General features: G+C 68.8%; 28 protein-coding genes. 17 read left to right on the top strand and 11 right to left on the bottom strand.

The window, feature by feature from the left end:
• Window positions 1-13 precede the first annotated feature (13 nt).
• Window positions 14-325 carry a hypothetical protein gene (locus tag ACYQ5L_RS35955; protein WP_459962668.1) on the bottom strand — a complete coding sequence of 104 codons (312 nt, stop codon included), beginning with the start codon at window positions 323-325 and terminating at the stop codon, window positions 14-16.
• Between the two features lie 166 nt (window positions 326-491).
• Between ACYQ5L_RS35955 and ACYQ5L_RS35950 the strand changes: the two genes are divergently transcribed.
• A complete protein-coding gene (locus ACYQ5L_RS35950) occupies window positions 492-4,544 on the top strand; it encodes an nSTAND1 domain-containing NTPase (protein WP_459962667.1) in 4,053 nt (1,350 codons plus the stop codon).
• On the opposite strand, the gene ACYQ5L_RS35945 is transcribed toward ACYQ5L_RS35950, so the two are convergent.
• A complete protein-coding gene (locus tag ACYQ5L_RS35945; protein ID WP_459962666.1) occupies window positions 4,545-5,252 on the bottom strand; it encodes an RNA polymerase sigma factor in 708 nt (235 codons plus the stop codon).
• Between the two features lie 238 nt (window positions 5,253-5,490).
• On the opposite strand from ACYQ5L_RS35945, the gene ACYQ5L_RS35940 reads away from it, so the two are divergent.
• From ACYQ5L_RS35940 to ACYQ5L_RS35920, 5 genes are all read left to right on the top strand, one after another.
• Complete coding sequence (locus ACYQ5L_RS35940; RefSeq protein ID WP_459962663.1) at window positions 5,491-5,826, top strand: winged helix-turn-helix domain-containing protein; 336 nt, start codon at window positions 5,491-5,493, stop codon at window positions 5,824-5,826.
• Window positions 5,823-6,800 (top strand): porphobilinogen synthase, encoded by a 978-nt coding sequence (gene hemB / locus ACYQ5L_RS35935; RefSeq protein WP_459962662.1) that lies wholly within the window; start codon window positions 5,823-5,825, stop codon window positions 6,798-6,800. The genes ACYQ5L_RS35940 and hemB overlap by 4 nt, the downstream gene beginning before the upstream one ends.
• A gap of 25 nt (window positions 6,801-6,825) precedes the next feature.
• Complete coding sequence (locus tag ACYQ5L_RS35930; protein WP_459962661.1) at window positions 6,826-7,329, top strand: hypothetical protein; 504 nt, start codon at window positions 6,826-6,828, stop codon at window positions 7,327-7,329.
• Between the two features lie 274 nt (window positions 7,330-7,603).
• Entirely contained in the window at window positions 7,604-8,125 is a 522-nt protein-coding gene (locus ACYQ5L_RS35925) for a hypothetical protein (protein ID WP_459962660.1), read from the top strand.
• Window positions 8,125-8,361: a hypothetical protein gene (locus tag ACYQ5L_RS35920; protein ID WP_459962659.1), complete on the top strand. Its 237-nt coding sequence runs from the start codon at window positions 8,125-8,127 to the stop codon at window positions 8,359-8,361. The genes ACYQ5L_RS35925 and ACYQ5L_RS35920 overlap by 1 nt, the downstream gene beginning before the upstream one ends.
• Before the next feature lie 145 nt (window positions 8,362-8,506).
• Here ACYQ5L_RS35920 and ACYQ5L_RS35915 read toward each other — a convergent pair whose 3' ends face one another.
• A complete protein-coding gene (locus ACYQ5L_RS35915) occupies window positions 8,507-8,902 on the bottom strand; it encodes a hypothetical protein (RefSeq protein ID WP_459962658.1) in 396 nt (131 codons plus the stop codon).
• Between the two features lie 381 nt (window positions 8,903-9,283).
• Between ACYQ5L_RS35915 and hemL the strand changes: the two genes are divergently transcribed.
• From hemL to ccsB, 6 genes are all read left to right on the top strand, one after another.
• Window positions 9,284-10,639 (top strand): glutamate-1-semialdehyde 2,1-aminomutase, encoded by a 1,356-nt coding sequence (gene hemL / locus ACYQ5L_RS35910; protein ID WP_459962657.1) that lies wholly within the window; start codon window positions 9,284-9,286, stop codon window positions 10,637-10,639.
• Window positions 10,640-11,427: 788 nt separating this feature from the next.
• Window positions 11,428-12,033, top strand: coding sequence for a histidine phosphatase family protein (locus ACYQ5L_RS35905; protein ID WP_459963643.1), 606 nt, complete (start codon window positions 11,428-11,430; stop codon window positions 12,031-12,033).
• Window positions 12,030-12,680, top strand: a complete 651-nt coding sequence (locus ACYQ5L_RS35900; protein ID WP_459962656.1) for a TlpA disulfide reductase family protein — start codon at window positions 12,030-12,032, stop codon at window positions 12,678-12,680. Before ACYQ5L_RS35905 ends, ACYQ5L_RS35900 begins: the two co-directional genes overlap by 4 nt.
• Window positions 12,681-12,685: 5 nt before the next feature.
• On the top strand, window positions 12,686-13,504 hold the full coding sequence (locus ACYQ5L_RS35895; RefSeq protein ID WP_459963642.1) for a cytochrome c biogenesis CcdA family protein: 819 nt from the start codon (window positions 12,686-12,688) through the stop codon (window positions 13,502-13,504).
• The gene (gene resB, locus ACYQ5L_RS35890; protein ID WP_459962655.1) at window positions 13,504-15,138 is read left to right on the top strand and encodes a cytochrome c biogenesis protein ResB; all 1,635 of its coding nucleotides are present in this window, start codon (window positions 13,504-13,506) and stop codon (window positions 15,136-15,138) included. Before ACYQ5L_RS35895 ends, resB begins: the two co-directional genes overlap by 1 nt.
• Window positions 15,138-16,106: a c-type cytochrome biogenesis protein CcsB gene (ccsB, locus tag ACYQ5L_RS35885; protein WP_459962654.1), complete on the top strand. Its 969-nt coding sequence runs from the start codon at window positions 15,138-15,140 to the stop codon at window positions 16,104-16,106. Before resB ends, ccsB begins: the two co-directional genes overlap by 1 nt.
• A 112-nt stretch (window positions 16,107-16,218) precedes the next feature.
• On the opposite strand, the gene ACYQ5L_RS35880 is transcribed toward ccsB, so the two are convergent.
• Window positions 16,219-16,656, bottom strand: a complete 438-nt coding sequence (locus ACYQ5L_RS35880) for a DoxX family protein (RefSeq protein ID WP_459962653.1) — start codon at window positions 16,654-16,656, stop codon at window positions 16,219-16,221.
• Window positions 16,657-16,764: 108 nt separating this feature from the next.
• Window positions 16,765-17,373, bottom strand: coding sequence for a helix-turn-helix domain-containing protein (locus tag ACYQ5L_RS35875; RefSeq protein WP_459962651.1), 609 nt, complete (start codon window positions 17,371-17,373; stop codon window positions 16,765-16,767).
• A 111-nt stretch (window positions 17,374-17,484) separates the two neighbouring features.
• Here ACYQ5L_RS35875 and ACYQ5L_RS35870 point away from each other — a divergent pair, with 111 nt between their 5' ends.
• On the top strand, window positions 17,485-18,303 hold the full coding sequence (locus tag ACYQ5L_RS35870) for an MBL fold metallo-hydrolase (RefSeq protein WP_459962650.1): 819 nt from the start codon (window positions 17,485-17,487) through the stop codon (window positions 18,301-18,303).
• A 103-nt stretch (window positions 18,304-18,406) separates the two neighbouring features.
• Here the strand turns inward: ACYQ5L_RS35870 and ACYQ5L_RS35865 are convergent, their stop codons facing one another.
• The 3 genes from ACYQ5L_RS35865 to ACYQ5L_RS35855 form a co-directional block, all read right to left on the bottom strand.
• Complete coding sequence (locus ACYQ5L_RS35865) at window positions 18,407-18,841, bottom strand: YdeI/OmpD-associated family protein (RefSeq protein WP_459962649.1); 435 nt, start codon at window positions 18,839-18,841, stop codon at window positions 18,407-18,409.
• A 33-nt stretch (window positions 18,842-18,874) separates the two neighbouring features.
• A complete protein-coding gene (locus tag ACYQ5L_RS35860; RefSeq protein ID WP_459962648.1) occupies window positions 18,875-19,504 on the bottom strand; it encodes a VOC family protein in 630 nt (209 codons plus the stop codon).
• A gap of 96 nt (window positions 19,505-19,600) precedes the next feature.
• Window positions 19,601-19,762: a hypothetical protein gene (locus ACYQ5L_RS35855; RefSeq protein WP_459962647.1), complete on the bottom strand. Its 162-nt coding sequence runs from the start codon at window positions 19,760-19,762 to the stop codon at window positions 19,601-19,603.
• A 129-nt stretch (window positions 19,763-19,891) separates the two neighbouring features.
• On the opposite strand from ACYQ5L_RS35855, the gene ACYQ5L_RS35850 reads away from it, so the two are divergent.
• From ACYQ5L_RS35850 to ACYQ5L_RS35840, 3 genes are read left to right on the top strand one after another with little or no spacing between them, the layout of a single operon-like run.
• Complete coding sequence (locus tag ACYQ5L_RS35850) at window positions 19,892-20,284, top strand: VOC family protein (protein WP_459962645.1); 393 nt, start codon at window positions 19,892-19,894, stop codon at window positions 20,282-20,284.
• Entirely contained in the window at window positions 20,277-21,158 is an 882-nt protein-coding gene (locus ACYQ5L_RS35845) for a sigma-70 family RNA polymerase sigma factor (RefSeq protein ID WP_459962644.1), read from the top strand. Before ACYQ5L_RS35850 ends, ACYQ5L_RS35845 begins: the two co-directional genes overlap by 8 nt.
• A gap of 54 nt (window positions 21,159-21,212) precedes the next feature.
• Window positions 21,213-21,599 (top strand): RidA family protein, encoded by a 387-nt coding sequence (locus ACYQ5L_RS35840; protein ID WP_459962643.1) that lies wholly within the window; start codon window positions 21,213-21,215, stop codon window positions 21,597-21,599.
• Here the strand turns inward: ACYQ5L_RS35840 and ACYQ5L_RS35835 are convergent, their stop codons facing one another.
• Window positions 21,600-22,697: an alkene reductase gene (locus ACYQ5L_RS35835; protein ID WP_459962642.1), complete on the bottom strand. Its 1,098-nt coding sequence runs from the start codon at window positions 22,695-22,697 to the stop codon at window positions 21,600-21,602.
• Window positions 22,698-22,842: 145 nt separating this feature from the next.
• On the opposite strand from ACYQ5L_RS35835, the gene ACYQ5L_RS35830 reads away from it, so the two are divergent.
• Window positions 22,843-23,298 (top strand): MarR family winged helix-turn-helix transcriptional regulator, encoded by a 456-nt coding sequence (locus ACYQ5L_RS35830; protein WP_459962641.1) that lies wholly within the window; start codon window positions 22,843-22,845, stop codon window positions 23,296-23,298.
• 54 nt (window positions 23,299-23,352) lie between these two features.
• Here the strand turns inward: ACYQ5L_RS35830 and thrS are convergent, their stop codons facing one another.
• Window positions 23,353-24,570 carry a threonine--tRNA ligase gene (gene thrS / locus ACYQ5L_RS35825; protein ID WP_459962640.1) on the bottom strand — a complete coding sequence of 406 codons (1,218 nt, stop codon included), beginning with the start codon at window positions 24,568-24,570 and terminating at the stop codon, window positions 23,353-23,355.
• 142 nt (window positions 24,571-24,712) lie between these two features.
• Window positions 24,713-25,141, bottom strand: a complete 429-nt coding sequence (locus ACYQ5L_RS35820; protein ID WP_459962639.1) for a hypothetical protein — start codon at window positions 25,139-25,141, stop codon at window positions 24,713-24,715.
• Window positions 25,142-25,348 lie beyond the last annotated feature (207 nt).

Genomic DNA, 25,348 nt, shown 5'->3' with positions numbered 1-25,348 from the left:
CGCCGGGCGCGGCTCAGCGCTGGGCCGCCATCATGCGGCGGACCATGCGGCAGGTGGCGTCCGAAGGCCAGTGCACGCCGATGAAATCGGCGGTGTCGCGGATCTTTTCATTGCTGGCCTGGTCCGGGCTGAAGGCGCCGGCATCGAGCAGGGCGATGGCCAGGCGCATGGCCTTGAGTCGCCGGTTGTGCGCGATGTACCAGGTCCGCGGCCGGCCCGCGGGCAGTGGCTGCTTGGCCAGCGGCCGCCACGCGTGATCGATCAGGTCCCCCTTCTTGGGCACGGCTGCCGCTCGATCGGAAATATTTGCTACGGCTGCGAGCACGACCAATCCTCCTGTCGTCACCAGGGCTCCCATCACTCCGATATCGATGCGAGCCCATCGAACACATCTTCGATTGTACCGGCGACCACCGACAAAATCCGCTGCTCACAATCACTTTCGAGAGGTTCCGCTGCGCGCTGTCGCGGGAGTTGAGATTCTGTCCGGTATGTCTGGGGTGTTTCCCGGCGCTGGGCGATTGAGCGCCGCGGTGGCCCGGGTGATGGATCGGTCGGGGGAGACGGTCGGAACCGGATTCGTGATCGGGCCCGGACACATCGCGACCTGTGCGCATGTGGTGGCGGCGGCCGTGGAGGCGGGCGCGGACGTGCGGACGGCGCACGTGGCGGTGGACTTTCCGCTGCTGCCGGGCGCGCCGCGGATCACCGCGCGTGTGCATCGGTGGGAACCGGTGCGGCCGGACGGGCGCGGCGATATCGCGGTGCTGGAGATGGACGGCGAGGCGCTCGGGGAGGTCGCGCCGCCGCCGCTGTGGCGGGCCGATCGGCCGTGGGGCAGAGAGTTCCGAACTGTCGGTTTTCCCAGTGAATTGGCCGACGGCGTCTGGGTCTGGGGCGAATTCCGTGCGCCGCAGGGCATCGGCTGGATGCAGTTGCACGGCGCGAGCGGTAGCCAGCCGATCACCGGCGGCTTCAGCGGATCGCCGGTCTGGGATGCGGGCAGTGAGGCGGTGGTCGGCATGGCCGTCGCCGTGGACCGGCGGCGACTGACCCGCACCGCTTTCATGATTCCGGTCAACGAGGTGCTCGGCCTGGATCCGGCGCTGCTGCCCAATCCCTATCGCGGGCTGGAACCGTTCGGGGAGAACGACTCCCACCTGTTCTACGGCCGCGCCGCGGAGGTCACGCGGGTAGTGGACGCGCTGCGCGATCTGCCGCTGGTGGCGGTGGTCGGCCGCTCGGGCGTCGGGAAATCCTCGCTGGTGATGGCGGGTGTGGCGCCGCGGCTGCGGGCCGCCGGGGTGCGCGTCGAATATCTGAGCGCCGACACCGGCTGGGCCGCACCGGAACTGCCGCCGGGGGAGAAGGTGGTGCTGGTGGCCGACCAATTCGAGGAGCTGGTGGCCGCCGAACCGGAGCGAGCGCGGAATCGCTTCCGGGACTTGCTGAAACGCGCCGAGGATCCGGCGGTCCGGGTGCTGCTCACGCTGCGCTGGGAGGTGATGGAGGCACTGTCCGGGGATGACCTCGGGCACGCGCTGGACCGCGCCGCCATCGGCCTGCCGCCCATGGGCCGCGAGCAGCTGCGCCAGGCTATCCGGGGCCCGGCCACCCACGCGCCCGGTGTGGATATCGACGATGACCTGGTGGAACGCCTGGTCGACGACACCGCCGGCGAACCAGGCGGCCTGCCGCTGCTGGAATCGGTGCTCACCGAATTGTGGGAGCTACGCGAGGGCGGGCGGCTCACGCTCACCGACTACGAGCGGGTGGGGCGCGCGGCGGGATCCATCGCGCGCCGCGCGGAGCGGGTGTACGGGCAGTTCACCGATGCCGATGGCGCTCCGGCCGTGCGCCGATTGCTGACCGCGCTGGCCGCGCCGCGCGGCGACGGCTTCGTCCGGGTGCCGGTGTCCATGCGGGACCAACCCGAATTACGGCCTGTCGCAGGCCGTTTGGCGCGTGAGCGACTGGTGGTCACCGGCCGCGGCACCGATGACGCCGACCTGGTGGAGCTGGCGCACCAGTCGCTCATCGACAACTGGCCGCGACTGCGCGAATGGCTGGAAGCCGACCGCGATTTCCTGGATTGGCAGCGGCGCGCCGAGCGTGCGCGCCGCACCTGGGTGGCGCGGGACCGCGACGACGGCGGCCTGCTGCGCGGCGGCGCGCTCTCCGATGCCGAGGAGTGGCTGGCCCGGCGGCCGGACGATATCCCGGATCCCTTGCGCGACTACATTTCCACCGGAATCCGCGTCCGGCGGCGCGAGGTGCGGCGCTGGCGGGTGATCACCGCCGTGCTCACCGTGGTGACCCTGGTCGCCGCGAGCACGGCGGTACTGGCCTATCGCACCGGCGCTCAGCGCGGTGCGGCGTTGCGTGCGCTCGCGGGCATCGCGCTCGCGGAACAGTCACTGCAGCTGGCGGATTCGCAGCCGGCCCTGGCGCTGCAATTCGCGCAGGCGGCCGCCCGGCTCGCACCCGACGATCACACCGTCGAATCGGCGCTGTTCACCCAGCAGATCCGGATGGCCTCGGCGGTCTCGGTGCGGACCGGACTGGGCCGGGATGTGCGGCTGGTGGCCGCCGACGACACCGCATCGGTGGTGGCGACCGGCGATATCGACGGCACGGTGACGGTGTGGCCCGGGCTGCTCGACGGCGGTGACCAGCCGTGGCGGCTGCCGGCGCGGGATGTGGTGTCGCTGGAGCTGAGCGGCGACGGGGCCGAGCTGGCGACGGTGAACAGCCGGGGCGGGATTCAGCTGTGGAATGTGGCACGCCGGGAGGGTCCGGTGGTCGTGCGCCAGGACGAGGAGCCCGGGGTGCCGACCGCGATCGCGGTGAAGTTCTCCGATGATGGTGTGTACCTGGTCGTCTCGTACGATGCGCACCGATCGCCGCGGCCGGTCGGGCATCGGCACCGGCCGGTGACCGATCAGGGTGATCCGGATACGGTCGAGACCTTCGACACCAAGGCGGACCCGCCCGCGCGGATCGCCGGGTATACGGCGAGCGCACCGGCGGATCTGCTTCCGCTGCACGTCGATTCGGAGACCGGCGAGACCTGGATGCTGACCGTGGACGAGCGCGGCGCGCAGCGGTACCAATTGCGCTCGGCCACCGGTAAAGTCGTCGAACTCGGACCCGGCGACGACGCGCGCGGCGTCATAGTGAACTGTCCGGACGGGCAACTCGGCGATGTGGTGATCCGCGGACCGTCCGGGCCGACATCGTGGGGAGCGGGCGCGGCCTGCGTTTCCGCGCCCGCCGGGGCGACGGTCGACCGCGACGAGACGGGCCGCTACGTGATCGTCTCCTATGCCCCCGAGAGCACGCTGTTCCAGCTGATCCACTTGGTGGACACCATTACTCGGCAGCGTTATGCGGTACAGGCGCGCTACCAGTCCACCGGTAAGCCCGCCTGGATCGTGCGGCCGGGCACGTCGGGTCCGGAACTCTTCGTCATCGGCGCGGACGATCTCACCCGGCACGCGTCCGCGGCCGAACTGGATCCGCGCGCCGGATTCGGCGGGCCGCCGACCCTGCTCACGTGGAGTGCGGACAGCCGTTATGTGGCCGAATACTATTCCGGCGCCGGGCGGCTGGAGGTGCGCGAGGTCCATCCGCGAGTGGGGCCGCCCGCCACCGTGCAGTTGCCGATACCGCCGGAGGCGAGCGTCTCGGAGATGACCATCACCGCCGACGACCGCTATGTGGTCGCCGGTCTGGATTCCCATGAGCTGCTGGTGTATTCGATTCCGGAGCTGCGCCTCGTCACCCGGATTCCGCTGCCGCTGCCGCAGGAGTACCGGGATTCGACGGTCCCGCTCCCCAATGTGTCCGTGACGGCGCTGCGCGACGATCTGGTCGCCGTCCTGCACGCCGGATACGTGACCCGCTGGCACGCGGGCACCGGGCAGGCCGGCGGTGCGCCGCAACAGGTCTGGCGCGACCGCGACGAGTTCGCCGTCGTCGTCGAACAAGCCTGGGCCTGGCAGAACGGCACCGCCCCTGACGATCTCGCCATCTTCAGCCCGCGCGAGATCACGGTGTGGGACAGCGCGGCGGCGCGCCCGATCCGGCGCATGTCCGGCGGCACCACGGGCTGGATCGACGCCGCCTTCAAAACCCTCGACATTCCCTACGTCTACATCTGGACCGCCAAGCGCCGCGTCGAGCTCTGGAATACGGCAACCGGTGAAATCGTGCCCGCCCCGGTCCCCATTCCCTGGGCTTCGCTGATCGAACGCACCCCGAGCGGACTGGTGGTGGTCGGCCACGCGAACGGCAAGATCCAGATCATGGACGCCGGACGCGGCACCCTGGTGAGCGGCAAACTGCCGGGCTCCGATCTGCGGGCCTGGGTGGCGCGAGTCGGCGTCACCGGCCTGGTGATCACCGGAAACGGCTTGTTCACCTTGAATCTGGATCGCGAGAACATACTGGCGCGCCTGTGCGCCATCAGCGATCGCGAATTCACCGCCGCCGAATACGAACTGCTGCCGCCCGGAGCCGATCGGGGCCGCCCGTGCCGGTGATCATGCGACCTCGTTCAGCCCGGCCCGCACCTTCGCCAACGCACTGTGCACGTACGCCTTCACCGTGCCCGAGGACAAACCCATGATCTCGGCCGTCTCCGCATAGGTATTGCCCTCGTAGGTGCGCAGCACGACCGCCTCGCGCTCGCGCCGCGGCAGCTGGTCGAGCGCCGCGATCAGCAAGTGCCGCAGGGTGATCAGATCGTCGAAGGGCAGTTCGGCCCGCTCGGCGAGTTCGGCTATGCGCTCGTCGCCGTCCGGGTCCAGGCGATCCCGGTCCGCGGCCGCGCGCCGCCAGGAATCGCGAACCAGATTCTTGACGGTCGCCCACAGATAGCTGCGCATTTCCTCGACGTCGGAGATATCCGGATGCCGGGCATAGATGCGCATGAGCGCGGTCTGCAGAATGTCCTCCGCATCGCCGCGATCACCGACCTGTTTGGTCGTCCACCCCATCAGGCGTTCACTGCCGGATTCGAAGGCCTCCACCAGTATTTCGTCGAAGGTGTCCCGCTGCGGGACGGCGGCGGCATCGATCGACCGCAGCCCCGGCGGCGCCGGCGACGGCACCCGCGCGATCCGGAGCAGAGCGTTCCCGGCTTCCACCGCCTCGACCAGCAACAACGGATCGCGGGCACACTCGTGCAGCACCTCACCCAGCAGCGCCTCGAATGCCGCGTCGCGCAGCGCCGCCCCCTCACTCCTCATGGCCGTACCCCCTCGTTTCACTCGGCTGATGGTCGCAGCCTCACCGATCGCACCCGCCGCGTCCACCCTTTTCGGTGGTGGGCGAAACCGCTGCGTCGCACGGAGCGACGCCGCCGCGCGCGGAGCAATGGGATTCGCACCCAACCTTTCACGGCCCGGACCGGTTCATCACTGCGACCGGCCTCGTCGTACCGGAGGGGTGTACGACGCGGCCGGTCTCCGAAAGAGAGGAGTGCCCGTGCCGACCATGCTCAGCCGCGACCTGTCCGCTCTCCTGGGCCGCACCCGCGCCGCCGTCCTGGAGGCGATCGCCGACGGCGGCAGCACCAGCCTGGTGGCCCAGCGGCTCGGCGTCTCACCCGCCACCGCCAGCGAACATGCCGCCGTGTTGCGCGCAGCCGGGCTGGTGGCCAGCATCCGGGTGCGAAACAGCGTGCATCACAACCTCACCCCGCTCGGGGCGGCCCTGCTGGGGTTGCATCCGGGTCGCCGGCCACGGCCCGGCCCCGTGTGCGCGGGTGGTGGCGAACCCCACGCACCGGCCGTTCGGCGCGGGCATATCATGCGAACATGACCGGAATGGACCGCCCACGGCGGTTGCGCCGCACTCCTGCCATGCGTCGGCTGGTTGCCGAGACCTCGCTGGAGCCGCGGCACTTGGTACTTCCCATGTTCGTCGCCGACGGGCTCGACGAACCGCGTGAGATCTCCTCGATGCCCGGCGTTTTCCAGCATTCGATGGATTCGCTGCGCAAGGCGGCCGTGGCGGCCGTGACGGCCGGGGTCGGCGGGCTCATGCTGTTCGGCGTGCCGCGGCCGGAGGACAAGGACCCGGACGGGAGCCAGGCCTCGGATCCGGAGGGGATCCTCAACCGCGGGCTGCGCGCGCTGGTCAGCGAGGTCGGCGGATCGACGGTGGTCATGGCCGACACCTGTCTGGACGAGTTCACCTCGCACGGGCACTGCGGCGTGCTGAACGCCGAGGGCGCCGTCGACAATGACGCGACCCTGCAGCGCTATGTGGATATGGCGCTGGCGCAGGCCGCGACCGGGGCCGATCTGCTCGGCACCAGCGGCATGATGGACGGTCAGGTCGGCGCCATCCGCGCGGGGCTGGACGCGGCCGGATACGCCGACACCGGGATCCTCGCCTACGCCGCCAAGTACGCCTCGGCGTTCTACGGCCCCTTCCGCGAGGCGGTGGCCTCGTCGCTGCAGGGCGATCGGCGCACGTATCAGCAGGATGCGGCCAATCGCCGCGAGGCCCTGCGCGAGCTGGAACTGGATCTGGCCGAGGGCGCCGACATCGTCATGGTGAAACCGGCCATGGCGTATCTGGACATCCTGCGCGAGGTGGCGGATCGGTCGCCGGTGCCGGTGGCCGCCTATCAGATCTCCGGTGAGTACGCGATGATCACCGCCGCGGCGCAGAACGGCTGGATCGATCGCCGTGCCGCCGTGCTGGAGTCGCTGCTGGGCATCCGGCGGGCGGGCGCGGATTTCGTGCTCACCTACTGGGCCACCGAAGCCGCGCACTGGCTGGCGTGAGCGAGCAACGCCGATCGTGAATTCGATGGTTCCACCGGCGGGCGCGCGGCCGGTCCCGCAGGACGTGCGCACCGCCGCGCAGCTCTGGTACGCGGCGCTGGCGGTCGGTGTGGTGCAGGTGATCTCGTCCATGCTGGCGCAGCTCGGGCAGCGGAAGGAGCTGGCGCAGCGGCAGTTCGAGGATCTGCACGCCAAACAGCCGGAGATCACCCTCGAGCAGGTGGAGCTGTGGGTGCTGGTGGTGTTCGGCCTGGTCGCTCTGTTCTGGCTGGTGCTGCTCGGGGCCGGGGTCGCCATCGTCTATCAGCTGGGGCGTGGAAAGCAGTGGGCGCGAACGCTGCTCACCGGTCTGGCCATCTTCCTGGGGCTGGGCGCGATCGGCACGCTGTTCGGATCCGGCGCCACCGCGGGACCGGCGGCATTGATCGCGGGCGGTGCGGGTATCGTGCAGGCGGTGCTGGCCGGCGGGGCCGTATTCCTGTGCTACCGAAAGGAATCCGAGCCGTTCTTCCGCCCCGGAGCGCAATGAGTACTCCTGAGTTTGTTACGGGCGTACTACCGGGTAAGGTGAGGGCTGTCACAGGGATTTCGGGAACCGGAAGCCGTACCCCATGCGTTGTGTCATGGGCGGTTCGGCTCCGGTGGAGCGGAGGCAACGATGCGAGTGGTGATCCAGCAGCCGCACAGCCTGCGGCGCGATGTGCTGGTGCTCGGTCTGCTGATTCTGTTCGGACTGCTCACCCTCGCCGTGCTGCTGATTCCGGGTCTCGTCGGCTGAGCCCCATGAGCTTTGCGTCCGGCCTATGAGTGCGGCCGCTGCCGCCGATGCGGGCGGATCCGCTCCGGCGGTGCTGTTCTCCGAGCCCGGGGCCCGCTGGCGGACCATCGCCTACGGTCCCGCGCTGTGCGGGTTCATTCTCGTGCTGGAGCTGATTCGCGGCGGCGATGTGCACTGGTTCGGGCTCGTCTTCTGCGCCGCCTTGCTGGCCGGCTTCGTCTGGCTGCAGGTCATTGCCGGAAAGCGGCACATCAGCGTCGAACTCACCGCCGACACGCTGCGCGAGGGCACCGAAGTGCTGCCATTGCGCAACATCGCCGAGGTGCTCCCGGAAGTCGACGAGGAGTCCTGGGATGATGAGGACTGGGAATCGGCGCGTGCGCTGGGCGAACTCAGCGGAGTCCCGCGGCGGCGCAAGGGCATCGGACTGAAGCTGCGCGACGGCGGTCTCGTCCAGGCCTGGGCGCGCGACCACCGGACGCTGCGGGCCGAACTGACCGCGGCCCTGGAACGGCTCAGCGGTGACGAGGAGAAGGAGGCGCGGTGATGCGATGGCTCGCCGTGCTCGCCGAATTCGTGCTCGCCGCATTGCTGGCGGGCGCCGCGGTGTGGTGCTGGCGCAATGGGGTTCACACCGGATGGTTCGCGCCCGTGGGGGAGTCGCCCGGATTCACCGCCACCCGTTATTCCGGGCCCTGGCTGGCCGGGGCCGCCATTCTGGTGACGGTGGCCGGGCTGGTGTTCATCGATCTGATCGCCCGCGCGTTGCACCGGGGCCGCTGATTCGCGGACCCCGCACTCCGGGCGCGGGACAATGGGTGCATGAAGCAAGCACTCTCCTGGCTGGATCTGCTCCCGCCGCAGTTGAATTGCCTGCTCTCGACCGGGTGGGCCGTCTTCTGCCTGGGACTACCACTGTCCTGAGCGGTCAGCGCCAGTTCTGGTAAACATCCAGCACTCGCCCGCCGCGGGTGCCCGGGAAATTGAAGAAGACGACGACGCTGCCATCCGGATGGGTCGCCGCCTCCATCACCACCTGCCGCAGCGAGGCGTGCACCCCGCCGTTCTCGTCCTTGTAGATCTGCGTCTCCGGATGCAGCCCCGCCCCCATCCGATTCAATGGCACAACCATGCTCACCAGCGCCGGAATCGGCCCGCTCGCAATGGCCGCGGTTTCCTCGTGCGACAGGTGCACCCCGATCCGTCCCTGATCGAACTGCGGAATCGGCACACCCGCCGCCGCCTCTCCCGCCCCCGCCGTTATCGCGCCGGCGATCCCCGCCGCCACCGCGCACATCCCCACGCCGAACCCTGCCACCCGCATTCCGTCCCTCCCACTGTCCGTCCGTTGCCGCCTTCTGCGCCGAGATTACGCACCAGCAATCATTTAGCGACCAATGTCGCGGCAATGAGTTCCGGCGTGTTGCCTCCCCGGCCGCGGGAAGCGCGCGCGGCAGTCGAGCGCGGTGCGGCGGCCCGGCCGCGCATCCCGGCGGCCGCACCCGTGCGCGGGTGGCAGCGCGGGTGTGTGAAAGCAGCGCGCGGGTGGGCCGGGGCGCGGGCGCGAATCCCGGCAGCCACCTTCGTGCGCGCGGGCGCGTGGCCGCGCACGAGGTGCGAGAATGACCGGTTTCGCTGTGGGGTGCCCCACCTCGACTACACCCTGTCGTCGACGGGGGTTCGGGCGGCTGAGAGACTGGGGTCCGTGGCTTCTTCTCCGCGTGTGACCCAGGCGTCGGTGCCGGTCTCAGCCCAACTCTTCGAACGTGCCGCGGCGGTCATTCCGGGTGGCGTGAATTCACCCGTGCGAGCCTTCAATTCCGTGGGCGGCACGCCGCGGTTCATCGCGTCCGCGCAGGGGTGCACGCTCACCGATGCCGACGGCAACGACTACGTGGACCTGGTGTGCTCGTGGGGCCCGATGATTCTCGGGCACGCGCATCCGGCGGTCGTCGAGGCCGTGCAGCGCGCCGCCACCGGCGGGCTGTCCTTCGGCGCGCCGACCGAGGCGGAGATCGAACTCGCCGAGGCCATCGCGGCGCGGGTCGCACCCGTGGAGCGGGTGCGCCTGGTGAACTCGGGTACCGAGGCCACCATGAGCGCGGTCCGGCTGGCGCGCGGCTTCACCGGACGCTCCAAGATCATCAAGTTCAGCGGCTGCTACCACGGGCACGTGGACGCGCTGCTCGCCGACGCCGGCTCCGGTGTGGCGACCCTCGGCCTGCCGACCTCGCCCGGCGTGACCGGCGCGCAGGCGGGCGACACCATCGTGCTGCCGTACAACGACCTCGAGGCCGTGGCCGCCGCCTTCGCCGCCAATCCGGGGCAGATCGCGTGCGTCATCACCGAGGCCGCCGCCGGCAATATGGGCGCGGTCGCGCCGCTGCCGCCGGAGGGCACGCTGCCCGGGTTCAACCAGGGGCTGCGACAGCTCACCCGCGACAATGGCGCGCTGCTCATCATGGACGAGGTCATGACCGGATTCCGGGTCAGCGCCGCGGGCTGGTACGGGCTCGACGGCGTGGCCGGGGACCTCTACACCTTCGGCAAGGTCATGAGCGGCGGCCTGCCCGCCGCGGCGTTCGGCGGGCGGGCCGACGTCATGAACCACCTGGCGCCCATCGGCCCGGTGTATCAGGCGGGCACCCTGTCCGGGAATCCGGTGGCCGTCGCCGCGGGCCTGGCCACGCTGCGCGCCGCCGACGCCTCGGTGTACGCGGCCCTGGATCGCAATGCCGAACGCCTCGGCGCGCTGTTCACCGCGGCGCTGACCGCCGAAGGCGTCCCGCACCAGGTGCAATTCGCAGGCAATATGGTGAGCGTGTTCTTCGCCGAGAACCCCGTCACCGACTATGCCGCCGCCAAGGCCAGTGAAACCTGGCGTTTCCCGGCCTTCTTCCACGCGCTGCTGGAGCACGGCGTCTACGCCCCGCCCAGCGCCTTCGAGGCATGGTTCGTCTCCGCGGCACTCGACGAGGACGCTTTCGATCGCATCGCCGCCGCCCTCCCCGCCGCCGCGCGCGCCGCGGCGGCCGCCACCCCCGAAGGATCCGCCGCGTGAGCTCCACTCAGCCCGACCACGGTCACCCCGCACCGAACCCGGCCGCCATCTCGCCCGCCGAAGCCGTCCGCCTCCTGGAATCGATCCGCCAGGCCGAAGAGGAACTCGCCGAAACCGGTGAGCTGATCGCCGTCTCGGATACAGCCGAAACCGGCTCCGCCGCAGACGAATCGGCTACCAAGGTGGAATCAGCGACCGTTGCGCCCAGCGAAAGCGGTTCCGCTGCCGCGGATTCGGTGGACGACCGCCAGCCGGAAACGGCTGAGGCCGCCGCTGCGGCGCAGGGCGCGGTGGCCGTCGCCGAGCGGCTTGTGGTGGACGAGGCCGAGTCTGCGGCGGACGAGGCCGAGCAGCGAGCGGTGGTCGCCACCGAGCTGCCTGTGGCGGATGCCGAGCAGCCTGCTGCCGATGCGGCCGAGCAGCCCGCGGCCGTCGAGGCTGGGCAGTCCGCGGCCGTCGACGTTGAGCAGTCTGCGGCCGTCGACGTTGAGCAGTCTGCGGCCGTCGAGGCCGAGGCGCCTGTGGCAGTCGAGGCTGTGGAGTCCGTGGTCGTCGACGCTGAGGAGCCTGTGGCGGACGCCTGGCGGACCGTGGCGGTCGAGATCGAGCGCTCTGCGGCGGAGGACGCCGGATCCGCGCAGGATGAGTCGGCGGAAGCCGATTCCGCTGCGGCGGTGGACGGGTCGGCCGCCGCATCCGCGGAGGATGCGGGCGATGCCGCACTCGCGACCAGCGGTGTGCTGCTGCCCGGGACCGTGGCCGACGATGTCGAGACCATCGTGCACGTCATGCGGCACGGTGAAGTGCACAATCCCAAGGGGATCCTGTACGGGCGGCTGCCTGGATTCCAGCTGTCGGTGACGGGCCGGGCGCAGGCGCAGGCGGTTTCGCGTTCGCTGGCCGATCACGATATCGCGCTGGTGGTGGCCTCGCCCCTGCAGCGGGCGCAGGAAACCGCGGAACCCATTGCGCTGCAGCACGGTGTGCTGATCCGGACCGATGACAATCTCATCGAGGCCGGCAATACCTTCGAGGGGCTGCGGGTTTCGGTGGGCGACGGCGCGCTGCGCAAGCCCCGGCACTGGTGGAAGCTGCGCGATCCGTTCACCCCGTCCTGGGGTGAGCCGTACCTGCAGATCGCGCATCGCATGCTGGCCGCGGTCAACAAGGCCCGGGTGGAGGCCGCGGGGCGCGAGGCCGTGCTGGTCTCGCACCAGCTGCCGGTGTGGACGCTGCGGCGCTTCCTGCAGGGGCAGCGGCTGTGGCACGACCCGCGGGCGCGGCAGTGCTCGCTAGCGTCGCTGACTTCCCTTGTCTACCAGGGCGATACGTTGATCGACATCGTGTACTCGGAACCGGCAGGCGCTTCGGACCCCACGGTGCACGGAGCATGAGAGCGACCGCGTCCCGGCCCGGTGCTCCCGTATCGCGCGAATCGCGGATCCGGCGCACGGTTTCGGCACTGCTGGCGAGCGTCTGCCTGGCGGCGGCGCTCGCCGGGTGCACGACCGCGGGCAAGGACGCGGTGGCGCAGGGCGGGACCTTCGATTTCGTGTCTCCGGGCGGCAAGACCGACATCTCCTACGATCCGCCGGAGTCGCGCGGGACCATCGGGAAGCTGTCCGGCCCGGATCTGATGACCGCGGGCAAGACCACCTCGGTCGAGGACTTCCCCGGCAGGATCGTCGTCCTCAATCTGTGGGGCCAGTGGTGCGGGCCATGCCGTGCGGAAGCGCCTGCGCTGGAAGAGGTCTACGAGGCGTACCGGGACAAGGGCGTGGCCTTCCTGGGCATCAACGTCCGGGACAACCAGCAGGACAAGGCGCAGGATTTCGTCACCGACAACAAGGTCGGCTACCCCTCCATCTACGACCCGTCCATGCGCACCCTGCTCGCGCTCGGCGGGAAGTTCCCCACCAGCGTCATTCCCACCACCATCGTGCTCGACAAGCAGCATCGGGTGGCGGCGGTCTTCCTGCGCGCACTGCTCGCCGAGGACCTGAAGCCGACCCTCGACAAGCTGGTCCTGGAGCAGCCGTGAACGACGTGACAGTGCTTGCGGGCGTAGGGGAGTCGTTCCAGCAGACCGCCGCCACCGGGCCGCTGCTGCTCGCGCTCGGCGCGTGCGTGCTGGCGGGGCTGGTGTCGTTCGCCTCGCCGTGTGTGGTGCCGCTGGTGCCCGGATACCTGTCGTATCTGGCGGGTGTCGTGGGCGCGGAGGCGCCGCCGGTGACGGTGGCCGAGGCTCAGCGCACCACCGTGATCGAGAAGAACCGGGGCCGTCTGCGTGTCGCGGGCGCGGCCGGATTGTTCGTCGCCGGGTTCACCGTCGTGTTCACCCTGGCTTCGGCCACCGTGTTCGGCGCCATCCAGGTGCTGAACGTCAATCGTGAACTGCTGCAACGGGTCGGCGGCATCGTCACCATCATCATGGGCCTGGCCTTCATCGGCTTGATCCCGGCCTTGCAGCGGGATACCCGCATGGAGCCCAAGCGGCTGAGCGGCCTCATCGGCGCGCCGCTGCTGGGCGCGGTGTTCGCGCTCGGCTGGACGCCCTGCCTCGGCCCGACCCTCTCCGGCGTGATGGCGGTGTCCGCGGGCACCGAGGGCACCACCGCCGCGCGCGGTGTCGCTCTCATCGTGGCCTACTGCCTCGGCCTGGGCCTGCCGTTCGTCATCCTGGCCTTCGGTTCGGCGACCGCGCTGCGCGGCGTCGGCTGGCTGCGCCGCAATTCCCGCACCATTCAGGTGGTCGGCGGCATCCTGCTGGTGGCCGTCGGCTTCGCCCTGGTGACCGGAGCGTGGGACCAGTTCGTCTCCTGGGTCCGCGACGCCTTCGTCTCGAATGTGACCCTCCCGATCTGATGACCGTGACCACCGAAATCCCCGCCGCCCCCGCCCGCCCGCCGCGTCAGTCGCTGCCGCGCAAGGTCTTCGCCGTGCTGCGCAATACCTGGCGGGGGCTCACCAGCATGCGCACCGCGCTCATGCTGTTGTTCCTGCTGGCGCTGGCGGCCATCCCGGGCGCGCTGCTGCCGCAGCGCAGCCTGAATCAGTCGAAGGTCGACGAATACATCCGCAACCGGCCGACTTTGGGCCCGTGGATGGATCGCTTCGAGCTGTTCGACGTGTTCTCCAGCTTCTGGTTCACCGCCGTCTACGTGCTGCTGTTCGTCTCGCTGGTGGGCTGCATCCTGCCGCGCTGCTACGACCACTACAAGGCGCTGCGCACGCCGCCGGTGAAGGCGCCGCGCAACCTCTCCCGGCTGCCGCACCACTATTCGGGCGCGGACGCGGAGAGCGCGGAGGAGGTCATCGAGCGGGCCCGCAAGGAATTGCGCGGCTGGCGGACGGTGGTGCACAAGGGAACTCGCGACGGCGAGGTGACGCTGTCCGCCGAGAAGGGCTACACCCGCGAGGCCGGCAACCTGGTCTTCCACCTGGCGCTGGTCGGCCTGCTGGCCGCCGTGGCCGCGGGCAAGCTGTTCGGCTACGAGGGCAATGTGGTCGTGATCGCCAATGACGGTCCCGGATTCTGCACGACCTCGCCCGCCGTCTTCGACTCCTTCCGCGCGGGCAATGTGAACGATGGCACCGGGCTGACGCCATTGTGTGTGCGGGTCGAGAACTTCAAGGCCGACTATCTGCCCAATGGCCAGGCCGAGATGTTCACCTCCGACATCTCGTATCAGTCGGGCGAGGATCTGGCGTCGGGCACCTGGCGGGACACCACCATCAAGGTGAATCATCCGCTGCGCGTCGCCGGTGACCGGATCTACTTGCAGGGCCACGGTTTCGCGCCGAAGTTCACAGTGACCTTCCCCGATGGGCAGACCCGCACCGAGGCCATCCAGTGGCGGCCCGACGACGCCACCACCTTCCTGTCCTCGGGTGTGCTGCGCATCGATCCGCCGGGCGGCATGTATCCGAACGAGGACGAGCGCCGCAAGCATCAGATCGCCATCCAGGGCCTGTTCGCGCCGACCGCGCTGCTGCACGGTTCGCTGCTCACCTCGGCGTTCCCGTCCATGACCGATCCGGCGGTGGCCGTGGACATCTATGTCGGCGACACCGGTCTCGACACCGGTCGCGCGCAGTCGCTGTTCTCCCTCGATCAGGAGATGATCAAGCAGGGGCGGCTCGTGAAGGAACAGCGCGTCAATCTGAAGCCCGGCGAATCCGCGACCCTCTCCGATGGCACCAAGGTGACCTTCGACGGCGCCGAGGAATTCGTCAACCTCCAGGTCTCCCACGATCCGGCACAGCAATGGGTCCTGATCAGCGCCCTCACCATGATGGCCGGCCTGCTGGTGTCGCTGCTGGTGAAGCGCCGCCGCATCTGGCTGCGCGCCTACCCGGACCCCGAGGTTGCCGCCGAAGGAAAACGACGTACCGTAGTAGAAATGGGCGGACTGGCCCGCACCGACCAGGCGGGTTGGGGCGGCGAGTTCGACCGTTTGCGTGAGCGGCTGCTGACCGAGAACCCGGGAGAGAAGTAATGCCGATCGACGAGACCATCGCCGCCTACAGCGATCTCGCCTTCAAGTCGGCCATGGTGGTGTACGCACTGGTCACCATCATGCTGATCTGGCAATTCGCCACCCGCACCGTGAACGAGCGCGAGCTGGTCACGGCCGGCGGCGGTCCCGCTCCGTCGACCGATGCCGCCGCCCCCGGCAAGGTCGCCGCCCGCCCCCGGCGCCCGTTCCCCGAGCGCCTGGGCAATATGGCCTTCTCGACCCTCTTCGTCGCCGCGGGCCTGCACCTCGTCTCGATCGTCCTGCGCGGCTTCGCAACCCACCGCTTCCCGCTCGGCAACATGTACGAGTTCGTTTCCATGGCCTGCGCGGCCGCGGTGGTCCTCGGCCTCGTCCTGCTCCGTGACCAGCGCTACCGCGGCATGTGGGCCTTCCTGCTGGTCCCGGTCCTGATCCTGATGTTCCTGGCCGGCACGGTCCTGTACGCGGACGCCGCCCCGGTGGTCCCCGCCCTGAAGTCCTTCTGGCTCCCCGTCCACGTCACCATCGTCTCGGTGGGCAGCGGCGTCTTCCTGGTCTCCGGCGTGGCCAGCATGCTGTTCCTCTACCGTCTCCGCCAGCCCGCCGGCTCCGAATCCGCGAACTTCCTCGGCAACCTGGCTCGCCGCCTCCCCGACGCCCAAACCCTGGACCGCCTGGCCTACCGCACCACCATCATCGGCTTCCCCCTCTTCGGCGCCGGCGTCATCCTCGGCGCCATCTGGGCCGAAGCCGCCTGGGGCCGCTTCTGGGGCTGGGACCCCAAGGAAACCGTCTCCTTCATCGCCTGGGTCCTCTACGCCGCCTACCTCCACGCCCGCGCCACCTCCGGCTGGCGCGACACCAAGGCCGCCTGGATCAATATCGCCGGCTTCGTGGCAATGCTCTTCAACCTCTTCATCATCAACATCGTGGTGAGCGGGTTGCACAGCTACGCGGGCCTCAACTGACACCCCCTGCCCGCGTGCCTCGATCGCCCGCCAACCCGACAGGCGATCGAGACACGCGTTACCGGCGACCGGTGGGCCAGGCCACCGATCACCGGTCGTTCGGATGGATCTGTCACCGCGACAGCGAGTTCCGCAGATCGGTGACGGTGGCGCGCCGCTCGTAGGCGATCCAGCCGAAGATCGCGGCCAGCACCAGCGGGAAGATCGCCATCGACGGCTTGTCGGCGATGAAGGCCTGCGTCCCCGCGGCGAGCACGGTCAGCACCGACAGCCCCGCCGCAGCCAGGGCGCTCAGTCGCGGCACCATCAGGCCGATACCGCCGGCGACCTCCACCACGCCGATGAAGACGAGCAGCCCGAGCGGGATGGTGAGATTCTCGGGGGCGTTGTCCATCAGCATGTTCGGGATGACGAGCTTGGGCCCGCCGGAGGCGATGATGAAGAACAGGCCGAGCACGATCTGCAGGGTCCACAGCACCCGGTTGCGGGTCTTGCCGGGGCGGTGGGTGAGGTCGGTGGAGAAGTTGGCGGTGGGGTTCGCGGTGGTCATGTCGGGTCCTTCTGGTCGGTCGCGCCGGGTTGGTAGCGCGTTCACCGGATAGGACGGAGCGCGGTCTCGAGATTCATCGCCGCCCGCGAAGATTCGGATCGGGGCCGATCAGATTCTGCGCGAGATGACCATGATGTATTCGCAGGGAGCATTCGTTCGGTTGGCGAAGCCGTGGTCCACATCGGCCTGGAAGAACAGCGAGTCGCCGGTGTTCAGGGTCTCGCTGGCGCCGCCGATCAAGACGGTGAGGGCGCCGTCGAGCACCACGAGTTGTTTCTCCGTACCCGGTGGATACGCGGGCAGCAGTCCGGTGGTGACCTGCGCGGGGAGGTAGTGGGCAACCATCTCGCCTCCTCCCACGCCCGGGGCCGCCGACACCATGTGCCGTTCGAATCCGGTTTCCGGATCACGAAAAACGGGGCGATCGTTCTTGCGCATGACAACGGCCACGCCGGAGGCGGCTGCGGCTGCCCCGCCGATCAGGTCCGAGAGCGACGCGTCGAGGGCGTGGGCGATCTTGGAAGCGACGCCGATGGTCGGGCTCTTCTCACCGCGTTCGACCTTGGACAGCATCGCCCGGCTGACCGACGACCGGGTGGACAGCTGCTCCAGCGTCATCCCCGCCTCTTCGCGGCGTCGCCGCACATTGGCGCCGAACGCGCCGGCCAGGTCGTCTCCGTGCTGTGGTTCGCCCGCTGTTTCGTCCCGCTCGGTCACCGTGCTCCTCGATCGATGGATACCTCGCCGCCCACAGTGTAGGGTTCTACTAAAGAAGACAGACTCTACTATCGAAGACATGCAATAAGCGCTCGACCCGATGGAGTTTTCATGCGCTTGATCTCGAGTGGCCGGCACCATGCCGCGTTCGAATTCGGTGAACTACAAGTGATTTCGTTGCGCGACGGGTACATCGACATGCCGCCGACGCGGCTCCGCGACGAGGACGGGTGCACGCTCGATGTGCTGCCGGCCGCCGTGCCGCTGGCCGGCGGCAACTTGCGGCTGTCGGTCAACGCCTTCTTCGTCACCGACGGCACGCGGTCGGTTCTCATCGACACCGGCGCGTCCGACAATTGGCACGACCCCACCATGGGATTGATCTACGACGCACTCGACGAAGCGGGTATCGACCCCGCGCGGATCACCGATGTCGCCATCACCCACAACCACGAAGACCACGTGAGCGGCCTGATCGCGCCCGACGGTTCGGAGGCGTTCACCGGACTCGAGCGCGTGTGGATCGGCGCGGGCGACACCTCGGTGTTCACCGGTCGGCTCGAGCCGATCCGCGACCGGGTCGTCCCCGTGTCGGAGCAGATCGCGATCAACGACTGGGCCACCGCGGTCCCGACACCGGGCCACACGCCCGGCCACACCGTCTACAACATCAGCAGCGGCGGCGGTCACCTTCTCGTGTGGGGCGACACCGTGCACGTCCCCACGCTCCAATTCGATCAGCCGAACGTGTCCTGGGAGCTCGACGGCAATCAGTCCCAGGCCCGCGCCGCGCGATCGGCACTCCTCGAACAACTCACCCGGCGACATCACTTCGTCGCCGGGGCCCACCTCGATTCGCCCGGCATCGCCCGCGTCACCCCCTCCGGGGAGGGCTATGCGCTGGAATACCTCGCACCACCGATCGGCTGACCCCAGCCCGCCGACCGCATCTTGATGTGAAACATCGTCGACCGGGAACTGGTGGCGGGGCCTTCTCGGGCTTTGCCGCCACCAGTTCCCGGTCGACGTCGTTTCAGTTGTGCAGGGCGGCGATGGCCTTCTCGATGCGCCGTTGGCGGGTGTCGGGGCGCTTCGCGCTTTCGATGGCGTGTACGTGTTCGCGTTTGCGGCTGTAGGACAGGTTGTCGTAGGCGGCGCGGGCGGCGGGGTCCGCGTCCAGGGCTCGGGCGAAGTCCGGGGGCTCGACGATGACGCGGGGCTGGGTGTCGAGCTCGAGCTCGACTTCGACCTCGTCGCCGATCGCGACGCCGGCGGCCTGCCGGTTGGCGTTGCTGAGACCGAGCAGATAACGGCCGCGCATGAGGGCGACCCGGCTCTTCCAGGAATGACCGTTGATCGTGATCGTCACCGGCGGGCGCGCGCCCTCGCCGAGTGCCGCCACCACCTCGGGCGGGACTTCCAGGCCCCGCATGGGCTCGGGTGGCTCGACGTGGGTTCGGAACTTCATGACCTGCCTCCTGTTGGTCTGCCGACTGAAAGCTCAGGCCGTTGCCTGCCAAACGAATCCGTCCGGATCGGTGAACGAACCGATGCCGCTGCCCATGACTATGCGGTGCGAGCCGCTGCCTTCCTGAGAGACCCCCGCCTCCTTGGCGGCAGCCTTGCGGGGGTACAGCGCCAAGGTGACCGGCGACCCCGGGTTCGCGAACTCGGCGTACTTGCCGCCGAAGCTCTTCGACGCGGTCAAGCCGCGATCGGCATAGAACTGCTTGCTGGCCTTCACATCCGCCACGCCCATCAGCAACACCAGGTCGTCGATCTCCCGGGTGAACGGGCCCACGTCCTTCTTCTTCGAAGTGGCGATCTTCCAGATCGTCCCCTCCGGCGCCTGCACCACCGCGCTGTAACCCCACAGGCTCTTCTTCGCGGGCTTCAGGACGGTGAACCCGGCGTCGACCGCGGTGCCGACGAGGCTGTCGACGGTCGAAGGCTGCGATACCACCAGCGACAGGATGTATCCACGGAATCCGGTCGTCGGCGCCTGCGAGGCCCGGAACCCGAGCCGGTCACCCAGTCCGAACGCGGCATCGTAGATCGCGGCGGCGGCCTGGGGATCAGCCACCTCGAGCTGAATGTTGATGTCGGTGCTGATGTTCGCGTTGATTTCCATGCTCATAACGCTAGGTGCGCGCCGCCTCGGCCACATCCGTGCCGACCACGGAACTCACCACTGAGTCGAGCCCGTGGGAGTACGGGTCGGCCTCACCTAGCGGCGGTTCTCCGGCGAATCTTCCTGCCACACCAGAAACAACACGAACGTCCCGATGGTGATCAGGGTGGAGACCGGGCCGAGCACCAGCGGCGCCGGGCGGTTCTCGACCAGCGTCCAGCCCGGTCGGTGATGTTTCAAATCGCGGGGGGTCGGCACGCGCGGGAATGTCGAGTGGTCAGCGTGGGGTGGGACAGGTCGCATTCGTTACCTTCTCGGGCGGCTGCTCGTCGTAGGGATGACGGCCGGGTTGCGGTCGTCGGACCGGCACTTGGAGTGGAGAAGGCGATGTTGACCGACGTTATGTACGTGACGATCTATGTGACCGATCAGGACCGGGCGCTGAAGTTCTATACCGAAGGGCTGGGACTGGAGAAGCGGATCGACTATCCGGGGCCGGACGGGCGGTTTCTGACCGTGGGTGTTGTGGGCGGACCCGTGGAGATCATTCTCTGGGCGCATGCTCCGGGGGCCGGGCAGCCGATCGGCGTGGGCCCCGGGTTGGCGCCGGGGCCGGTCATTCTGGAGTCGGAGGATCTGCGGAAGGATGTCGAGGAATTCCGGGAGCGGGGCGTGACTTTCGAACAGGGCGAACCGGAGGACTATCCATTCGGGGTGCGGATCGAGGCGGTGGATCCGGATGGGAATCGGATCTCGTTGCGGGAGCGGCGTCGTGGCTAGTGTCGAGCGCGGCGCGGCGGAGCTTGTTGCCGCGGAGTTCGAGGGCGAGCGGGATCGGTTGCGGGCGATCGCCTATCGCGTGCTCGGATCGCATGCCGACGCCGAGGACGTCGTTCAGGAGGCGTGGATGCGACTGGCCCGGCAGGACGCGGGCGCCATCCAGAATCTGGCGGGGTGGCTGACGACGGTGGTCGGGCGGATCAGCGTGGATGTGTTGCGGTCGCGGCAGATTCGGCCGGAACAGTCCTACGGTGACGATCGGCTGGCGCTCGTGCTGATCGATGACGAACCGGAGCCGGAAGAGTACGCGGCGCTGGCTGATTCGGTTGGATTCGCCTTGCTCGTCGTGCTGGATTCACTCGGGCCCAGCGAGCGGCTGGCCTTCGTGCTGCACGATATGTTCGCGGTGCCGTTTCACGAGATCGGGCAGATCCTCGGGAAATCCGCCGACGCCGCCAAAATGATCGCCAGCCGGGCTCGCCGGAAGGTGCAGTCGACCGAGCGGCAGCCAGTCGCCGGGCATGAGCAGCGAGAAGTGCTTCAGGCATTTCGCGCGGCAGTGTCCGAAGGCGACTTCGCGGCGCTGTTGCGCGTGCTCGACCCGAACGTGCGGTTGACCGTCGATACCCCCGGCGGCGTGGTCGTCACCATCGGCGCTACCGAGGTGGCCGCCGGTGCGAAGTTGTTCGCCGGTGTGGTCGCGCGGCATCAGGCCGTGCTCGCCAATGGCCTGCCCGGGCACATCTCCTGGCGCGCGGACGGAACTCCGTTGTCCGTCATGGCTTTCCGGGTCGCCGATGACCGGATCGCCGCCATCGAGATCGTGGCGGATCCGGGCAGGCTCGCGGCGATGCGGCTGCCGGATCCGGCGTAGTCATCGAAACGCTTTCCTGCCCAAGGTTCTTCAAGGGGTGGCAGGATCGGAGGGATGGAGCTCGTGCCACGCAACCCCGCCGACGGGATCTACCCCGCCACCGATGACTACATCCATGCGCACGAGGTGCGCGGCGCCGAACGACTGCTGTTCATCTCGGGCACCATGGGGCTCGACCACGACGGCAAGCCCGGTGCGACGCTGGAAGAACAGCTCGATCTGATCTGGTCGAATATCCGCCGTATTCTCGCCGCGGCGGATATGACCGTCGACAATATCGTCCGGACCACCGCGTACCTGCGTGATCCCGCCTATGCCGAGACCAATATGAAGGCGCGGGTGGCCGCGCTGAACGGCCGCGTCATTCCGACCACGACGATCGTCGCCCAGACGCTGGTGAGCGATTGGCTGGTCGAGATCGAGGCGATCGCCGCGGCCTGATCAGGCCGGCGCTTCGGTCAGCGTCGGGTAATCGGTGTAGCCGTGCTCGTCGCCGCCGTAGAAGGTGGCGCGATCCGCGGCGTTGTAGGGGCCGCCGGCTCGGATGCGGGCCGGCAAGTCCGGATTGGCCAGCCAGTAGGAGCCGAGCGAGATCGCGTCGGCAATACCGGAATCGAGGTCCTGTGCGCCGAGTTCGGGCGTGGCCGGAGCGTTCGGGTCGACCGGGTGCGGGTTGAGGATCAGGATGCCCGGCCAGGCGGCGCGGACGAGGCGGGTCAGGTCGCGGGTGCCCATTTCCATGACGTGCACATAGGCGAGCGGCAGCGGTGCGAGAGCGCGCAGCAGCGCGGGATACAGTTCCGCCGAATCGCTTTCGGTAATGCCATTGAAGGTGACCGCGGGTGAGATGCGCACGCCCGTGCGCTCCGCGCCGATGGCGTCCGCGACGGCGGAGACGATCTCCACGGCGAACCGGATGCGGTTGCCGATCGGCCCGCCGTATTCGTCGGTGCGCACATTGCTGCCGTCGGCCAGGAACTGGTGGATGAGATAGCCATTGGCGCCGTGCATTTCGACGCCGTCGAAGCCCGCGTCGATGGCATTGCGCGCCGCATCGACATGCTCGCGGATCACCTCGGCGATCTCGTCGCGGGTCATTTCACGCGGAACCGGGTGCTCCAGCATGCCTTCCGGCGTGAACATGCTCCCTCCCGTGGCGAGTGGCGAAGGGGCCAGCGGCAGTTCGCCATTCGGGTACAGCACCGGATGGCCGACCCGGCCGGTGTGCATGAGCTGAGCGAAGATCCGCCCGCCGGCCGCGTGCACCGCGTCGGTGACCTTGCGCCAGGCCGCCACCTGCTCGGCATCGTGCAGGCCCGGGGTCTGGATGTACCCCTGGCCGAGCACGCTCGGCTGGATGCCTTCGGTGACGATCAGGCCCGCCCCGGCGCGCTGGGCGTAGTACTCCGCGGTGAGTTCGCCGACCAGCCCGCCATAGGCGCGGCTGCGGGTCATGGGCGCCATGACCAGGCGGTTCGGCAGGTCCAGCGTACCCACGGTGAGCGGGCCGAACAGGGCTTCGATCTCGGACTGGGACATGATTCCTCCGATTTGGTTGGTGTGCCAAGAGTATTACTTGGTATGCCAACTACCCAAACCGGGCTGCCCCCGTCGGCATTCCCCGGGGGCGGATCGGGGCCGGTAATATTTGGCCCGCCAAGTATGTGCACAGGGAAGGAGCCCGGTGGCCGCGTCCGATCTGCCGTCGACCTCGGCGGAGCACGGGCCGATCAGTCATATGATCGCCCGCGTCGCGAAAGCGCACATGACCACCGCAGCCGGGCTGTTGCGCGGGGAGGGGCTCACGCCCGGACCCGAGCTGCTGCTGATGGCGCTGTGGGATCGGGACGGTCAATCGCAGGCCGAGCTCGGCAAGGCGCTCGGCCTCGACCCCTCCACCATCACGGCCAAGGTGAAGACCCTCGAGCGCGACGGCTTGATCACCCGCACCCCGGCCCCGAACGACCGCCGGGCCATGATCGTGTCGCTGACCCCGGACGGCGCGCGGCTGCGTCCCCGCGTGGAGCAGCTCTGGGGCGAGCTGGAGGAGGCCACCACCCGCGGGCTCTCCGAACGGCAGCGCACGGAACTGCTGCGGCTGCTGCGCAGAGTGGAAGCGAATCTTCTTTCGCCCGAATGAGATTCGAGTCGGTCCGCTGGCGGCGGCTGCTCCCGCCGCCGTCGAGATGCGGTGTCAGTCGGTCCACAATCGGGTCTCGTGACCGTCGATCAGCGCCCGGATCCGAGCGATCGCGTGATCGGCAGGTTGGGCGGGCAATCGCCGCCCGTCCCGCAATCGCACCGCCACATCCCCGTTCACGCTCTCGGCCGGGCCTATGACGAACTGGTACGGCACCAGGCGCGCGGACCGGACCCGCGCACCGAGGCTGCCCTCCTCCGCTCCGATCACCTGCACCCGGAGATCCGCGGCGAGACACCGGTCCCGCAGCTCGGCGGCGGCAGCGTCCTCGGCCTCGGATACCGGCAGCACCGACACCTGAACCGGCGCCAGCCAGGCGGGAAATGCCCCGCCGTGCTGCTCGATCAGGTGGGCGACGGCCCGCTCGACGCTGCCGATAATGGCGCGGTGCACCATGACCGGACGATGCTTCCCGCCGTCGGCGCCGACATAATGCAGATCGAACTGCTCGGGTTGATGGAAGTCGACCTGCACGGTGGACAGGGTGGATTCCCGGCCCGCATGATCGCGCACCTGCACATCGATCTTGGGCCCGTAGAAGGCCGCCTCGCCCTCGACCGCCTCGTAGACGACCCCGGCACGATCGAGCGCCTCGCTCAGCAACTTGCCGGCCCGCTGCCACATCTCCGGCGCCGCAACATATTTCCCATCGGGCCCCGGCAAGGAAAGCCGGTACCGCGCTCCCTCGATACCCAGCGCCCTGTGCGCGGAACCGATCATCGCCAGCGCCCCGGCCACCTCGTCACCCACCTGATCAGGGGTGCAGAAGATGTGCGCATCATTGAGCTGAATGCACCGCACCCGGGTCAAACCACCCAGCGCCCCGGACAATTCAGACCGATACATGGCTCCCAACTCGGCCATCCGCAGCGGCAGCTCCCGATAACTGTGCGATCGAGACCGATACATCACCGCATGATGCGGACACAGGCTGGGCCGCAACACCACCTGCTCCGCCCCCACCTCCATCGGTGGATACATGTCATCCCGGTAGTGCCCCCAATGCCCGGAGATCTCGTACAGCTCCCGTTTCCCCAGCACCGGCGAATACACATGCCGATACCCCGCCCGCCGTTCCGCGGTCCGGATGTACTCCTCCAAGCTGTGCCGCACCGCGGCCCCATCCGGCAGCCAATACGGCAATCCCGCACCGATCAGCGGATCGGTATCGAACAACCCGAGCTCTCGCCCCAGCTTCCGATGGTCGTACACGAGTCTCTCCTCCCAAACGAGGGCGAGTGACCACGCGAAAAAGCCCCGGGCACTCGCCCGGGGCTTCGATCAGAACACAGTTCAGCGCGCCGGGACGTCGTCCGGCGTCGTAGTGACATGAGCGCGCTGCACGATTCGCACGCTACACCTGAAAGCTGTCACCGGACAACGGCATTACCCGCCGGGCATACCTCAGTTCCGGACCGACCGTGATCACCTCGAGCTGCTCGACCAACGACGCGGGCACCTGCCCTCCTTCGAAATGCTCCGGCCCGGGCACGATCACCGCCTCCGCATCGAGCCTGGTCGCTAACGCCTTGAGCTTGGCCAACGGCGGCCGTAACGCCTTCGGATCGAAGACGACCATCCCGGCGAAGTCATACCCGAGCCGCTCGGCAAGCTCCCGAATCCGGCTCTCGTCCCAGAGCCGGCCAATCCCGGACACATCAACGTTCAGATACCCCAATGCCGTCGGCTTGTAGCGCAACGCAACCCCTCCTGTTCGGTCATCGGCCTTGCCACCCAGCTCATCGTCAGCGGGGTCCTCGTCGTAAGCGCGGATCGCCAACATGCCGCACCGGTAACAGCGTGCCCAGCCCCTTCTGGGGTGAACTGGCATGGTGGATCGCTTCAGCCATGTCTGGTATGCCGCATATGGTTCGAATCTGCGCGGCGGCTGGCTGGTCGGCACCTGGAAGGTCGCCGGGGGAGCGGGGCGGCGGCGGGTACGAATCGGTCTCGACCCGAATCCGCTGACGGCCCGCACAAGAATCCCCGC

Source organism: Nocardia sp. IFM 10818 (assembly GCF_054655275.1).
Note: the sequence above shows the minus strand (reverse complement) of the source record. Positions and strands in the feature narration are given on the sequence as shown.

Bases quoted from the DNA above. Each gene is read 5' to 3' on its own strand.
- ACYQ5L_RS35850 (WP_459962645.1), top strand. From the start codon at position 19,892: ATGTTGACCGACGTTATGTACGTGACGATCTATGTGACCGATCAGGAC.
- ACYQ5L_RS35820 (WP_459962639.1), bottom strand. From the start codon at position 25,141: ATGTTGGCGATCCGCGCTTACGACGAGGACCCCGCTGACGATGAGCTG.
- ACYQ5L_RS35905 (WP_459963643.1), top strand. From the start codon at position 11,428: ATGCGGCACGGTGAAGTGCACAATCCCAAGGGGATCCTGTACGGGCGG.
- ACYQ5L_RS35835 (WP_459962642.1), bottom strand. From the start codon at position 22,697: ATGTCCCAGTCCGAGATCGAAGCCCTGTTCGGCCCGCTCACCGTGGGT.
- ACYQ5L_RS35920 (WP_459962659.1), top strand. From the start codon at position 8,125: ATGCGATGGCTCGCCGTGCTCGCCGAATTCGTGCTCGCCGCATTGCTG.
- ACYQ5L_RS35950 (WP_459962667.1), top strand. From the start codon at position 492: ATGTCTGGGGTGTTTCCCGGCGCTGGGCGATTGAGCGCCGCGGTGGCC.
- ACYQ5L_RS35840 (WP_459962643.1), top strand. From the start codon at position 21,213: ATGGAGCTCGTGCCACGCAACCCCGCCGACGGGATCTACCCCGCCACC.
- ACYQ5L_RS35925 (WP_459962660.1), top strand. From the start codon at position 7,604: ATGAGTGCGGCCGCTGCCGCCGATGCGGGCGGATCCGCTCCGGCGGTG.
- ACYQ5L_RS35870 (WP_459962650.1), top strand. From the start codon at position 17,485: ATGCGCTTGATCTCGAGTGGCCGGCACCATGCCGCGTTCGAATTCGGT.
- resB (WP_459962655.1), top strand. From the start codon at position 13,504: ATGACCGTGACCACCGAAATCCCCGCCGCCCCCGCCCGCCCGCCGCGT.
- ACYQ5L_RS35860 (WP_459962648.1), bottom strand. From the start codon at position 19,504: ATGGAAATCAACGCGAACATCAGCACCGACATCAACATTCAGCTCGAG.
- ACYQ5L_RS35930 (WP_459962661.1), top strand. From the start codon at position 6,826: ATGGTTCCACCGGCGGGCGCGCGGCCGGTCCCGCAGGACGTGCGCACC.
- ACYQ5L_RS35900 (WP_459962656.1), top strand. From the start codon at position 12,030: ATGAGAGCGACCGCGTCCCGGCCCGGTGCTCCCGTATCGCGCGAATCG.
- hemB (WP_459962662.1), top strand. From the start codon at position 5,823: ATGACCGGAATGGACCGCCCACGGCGGTTGCGCCGCACTCCTGCCATG.
- ACYQ5L_RS35915 (WP_459962658.1), bottom strand. From the start codon at position 8,902: ATGCGGGTGGCAGGGTTCGGCGTGGGGATGTGCGCGGTGGCGGCGGGG.
- ACYQ5L_RS35880 (WP_459962653.1), bottom strand. From the start codon at position 16,656: ATGACCACCGCGAACCCCACCGCCAACTTCTCCACCGACCTCACCCAC.
- ACYQ5L_RS35945 (WP_459962666.1), bottom strand. From the start codon at position 5,252: ATGAGGAGTGAGGGGGCGGCGCTGCGCGACGCGGCATTCGAGGCGCTG.
- ACYQ5L_RS35865 (WP_459962649.1), bottom strand. From the start codon at position 18,841: ATGAAGTTCCGAACCCACGTCGAGCCACCCGAGCCCATGCGGGGCCTG.
- ccsB (WP_459962654.1), top strand. From the start codon at position 15,138: ATGCCGATCGACGAGACCATCGCCGCCTACAGCGATCTCGCCTTCAAG.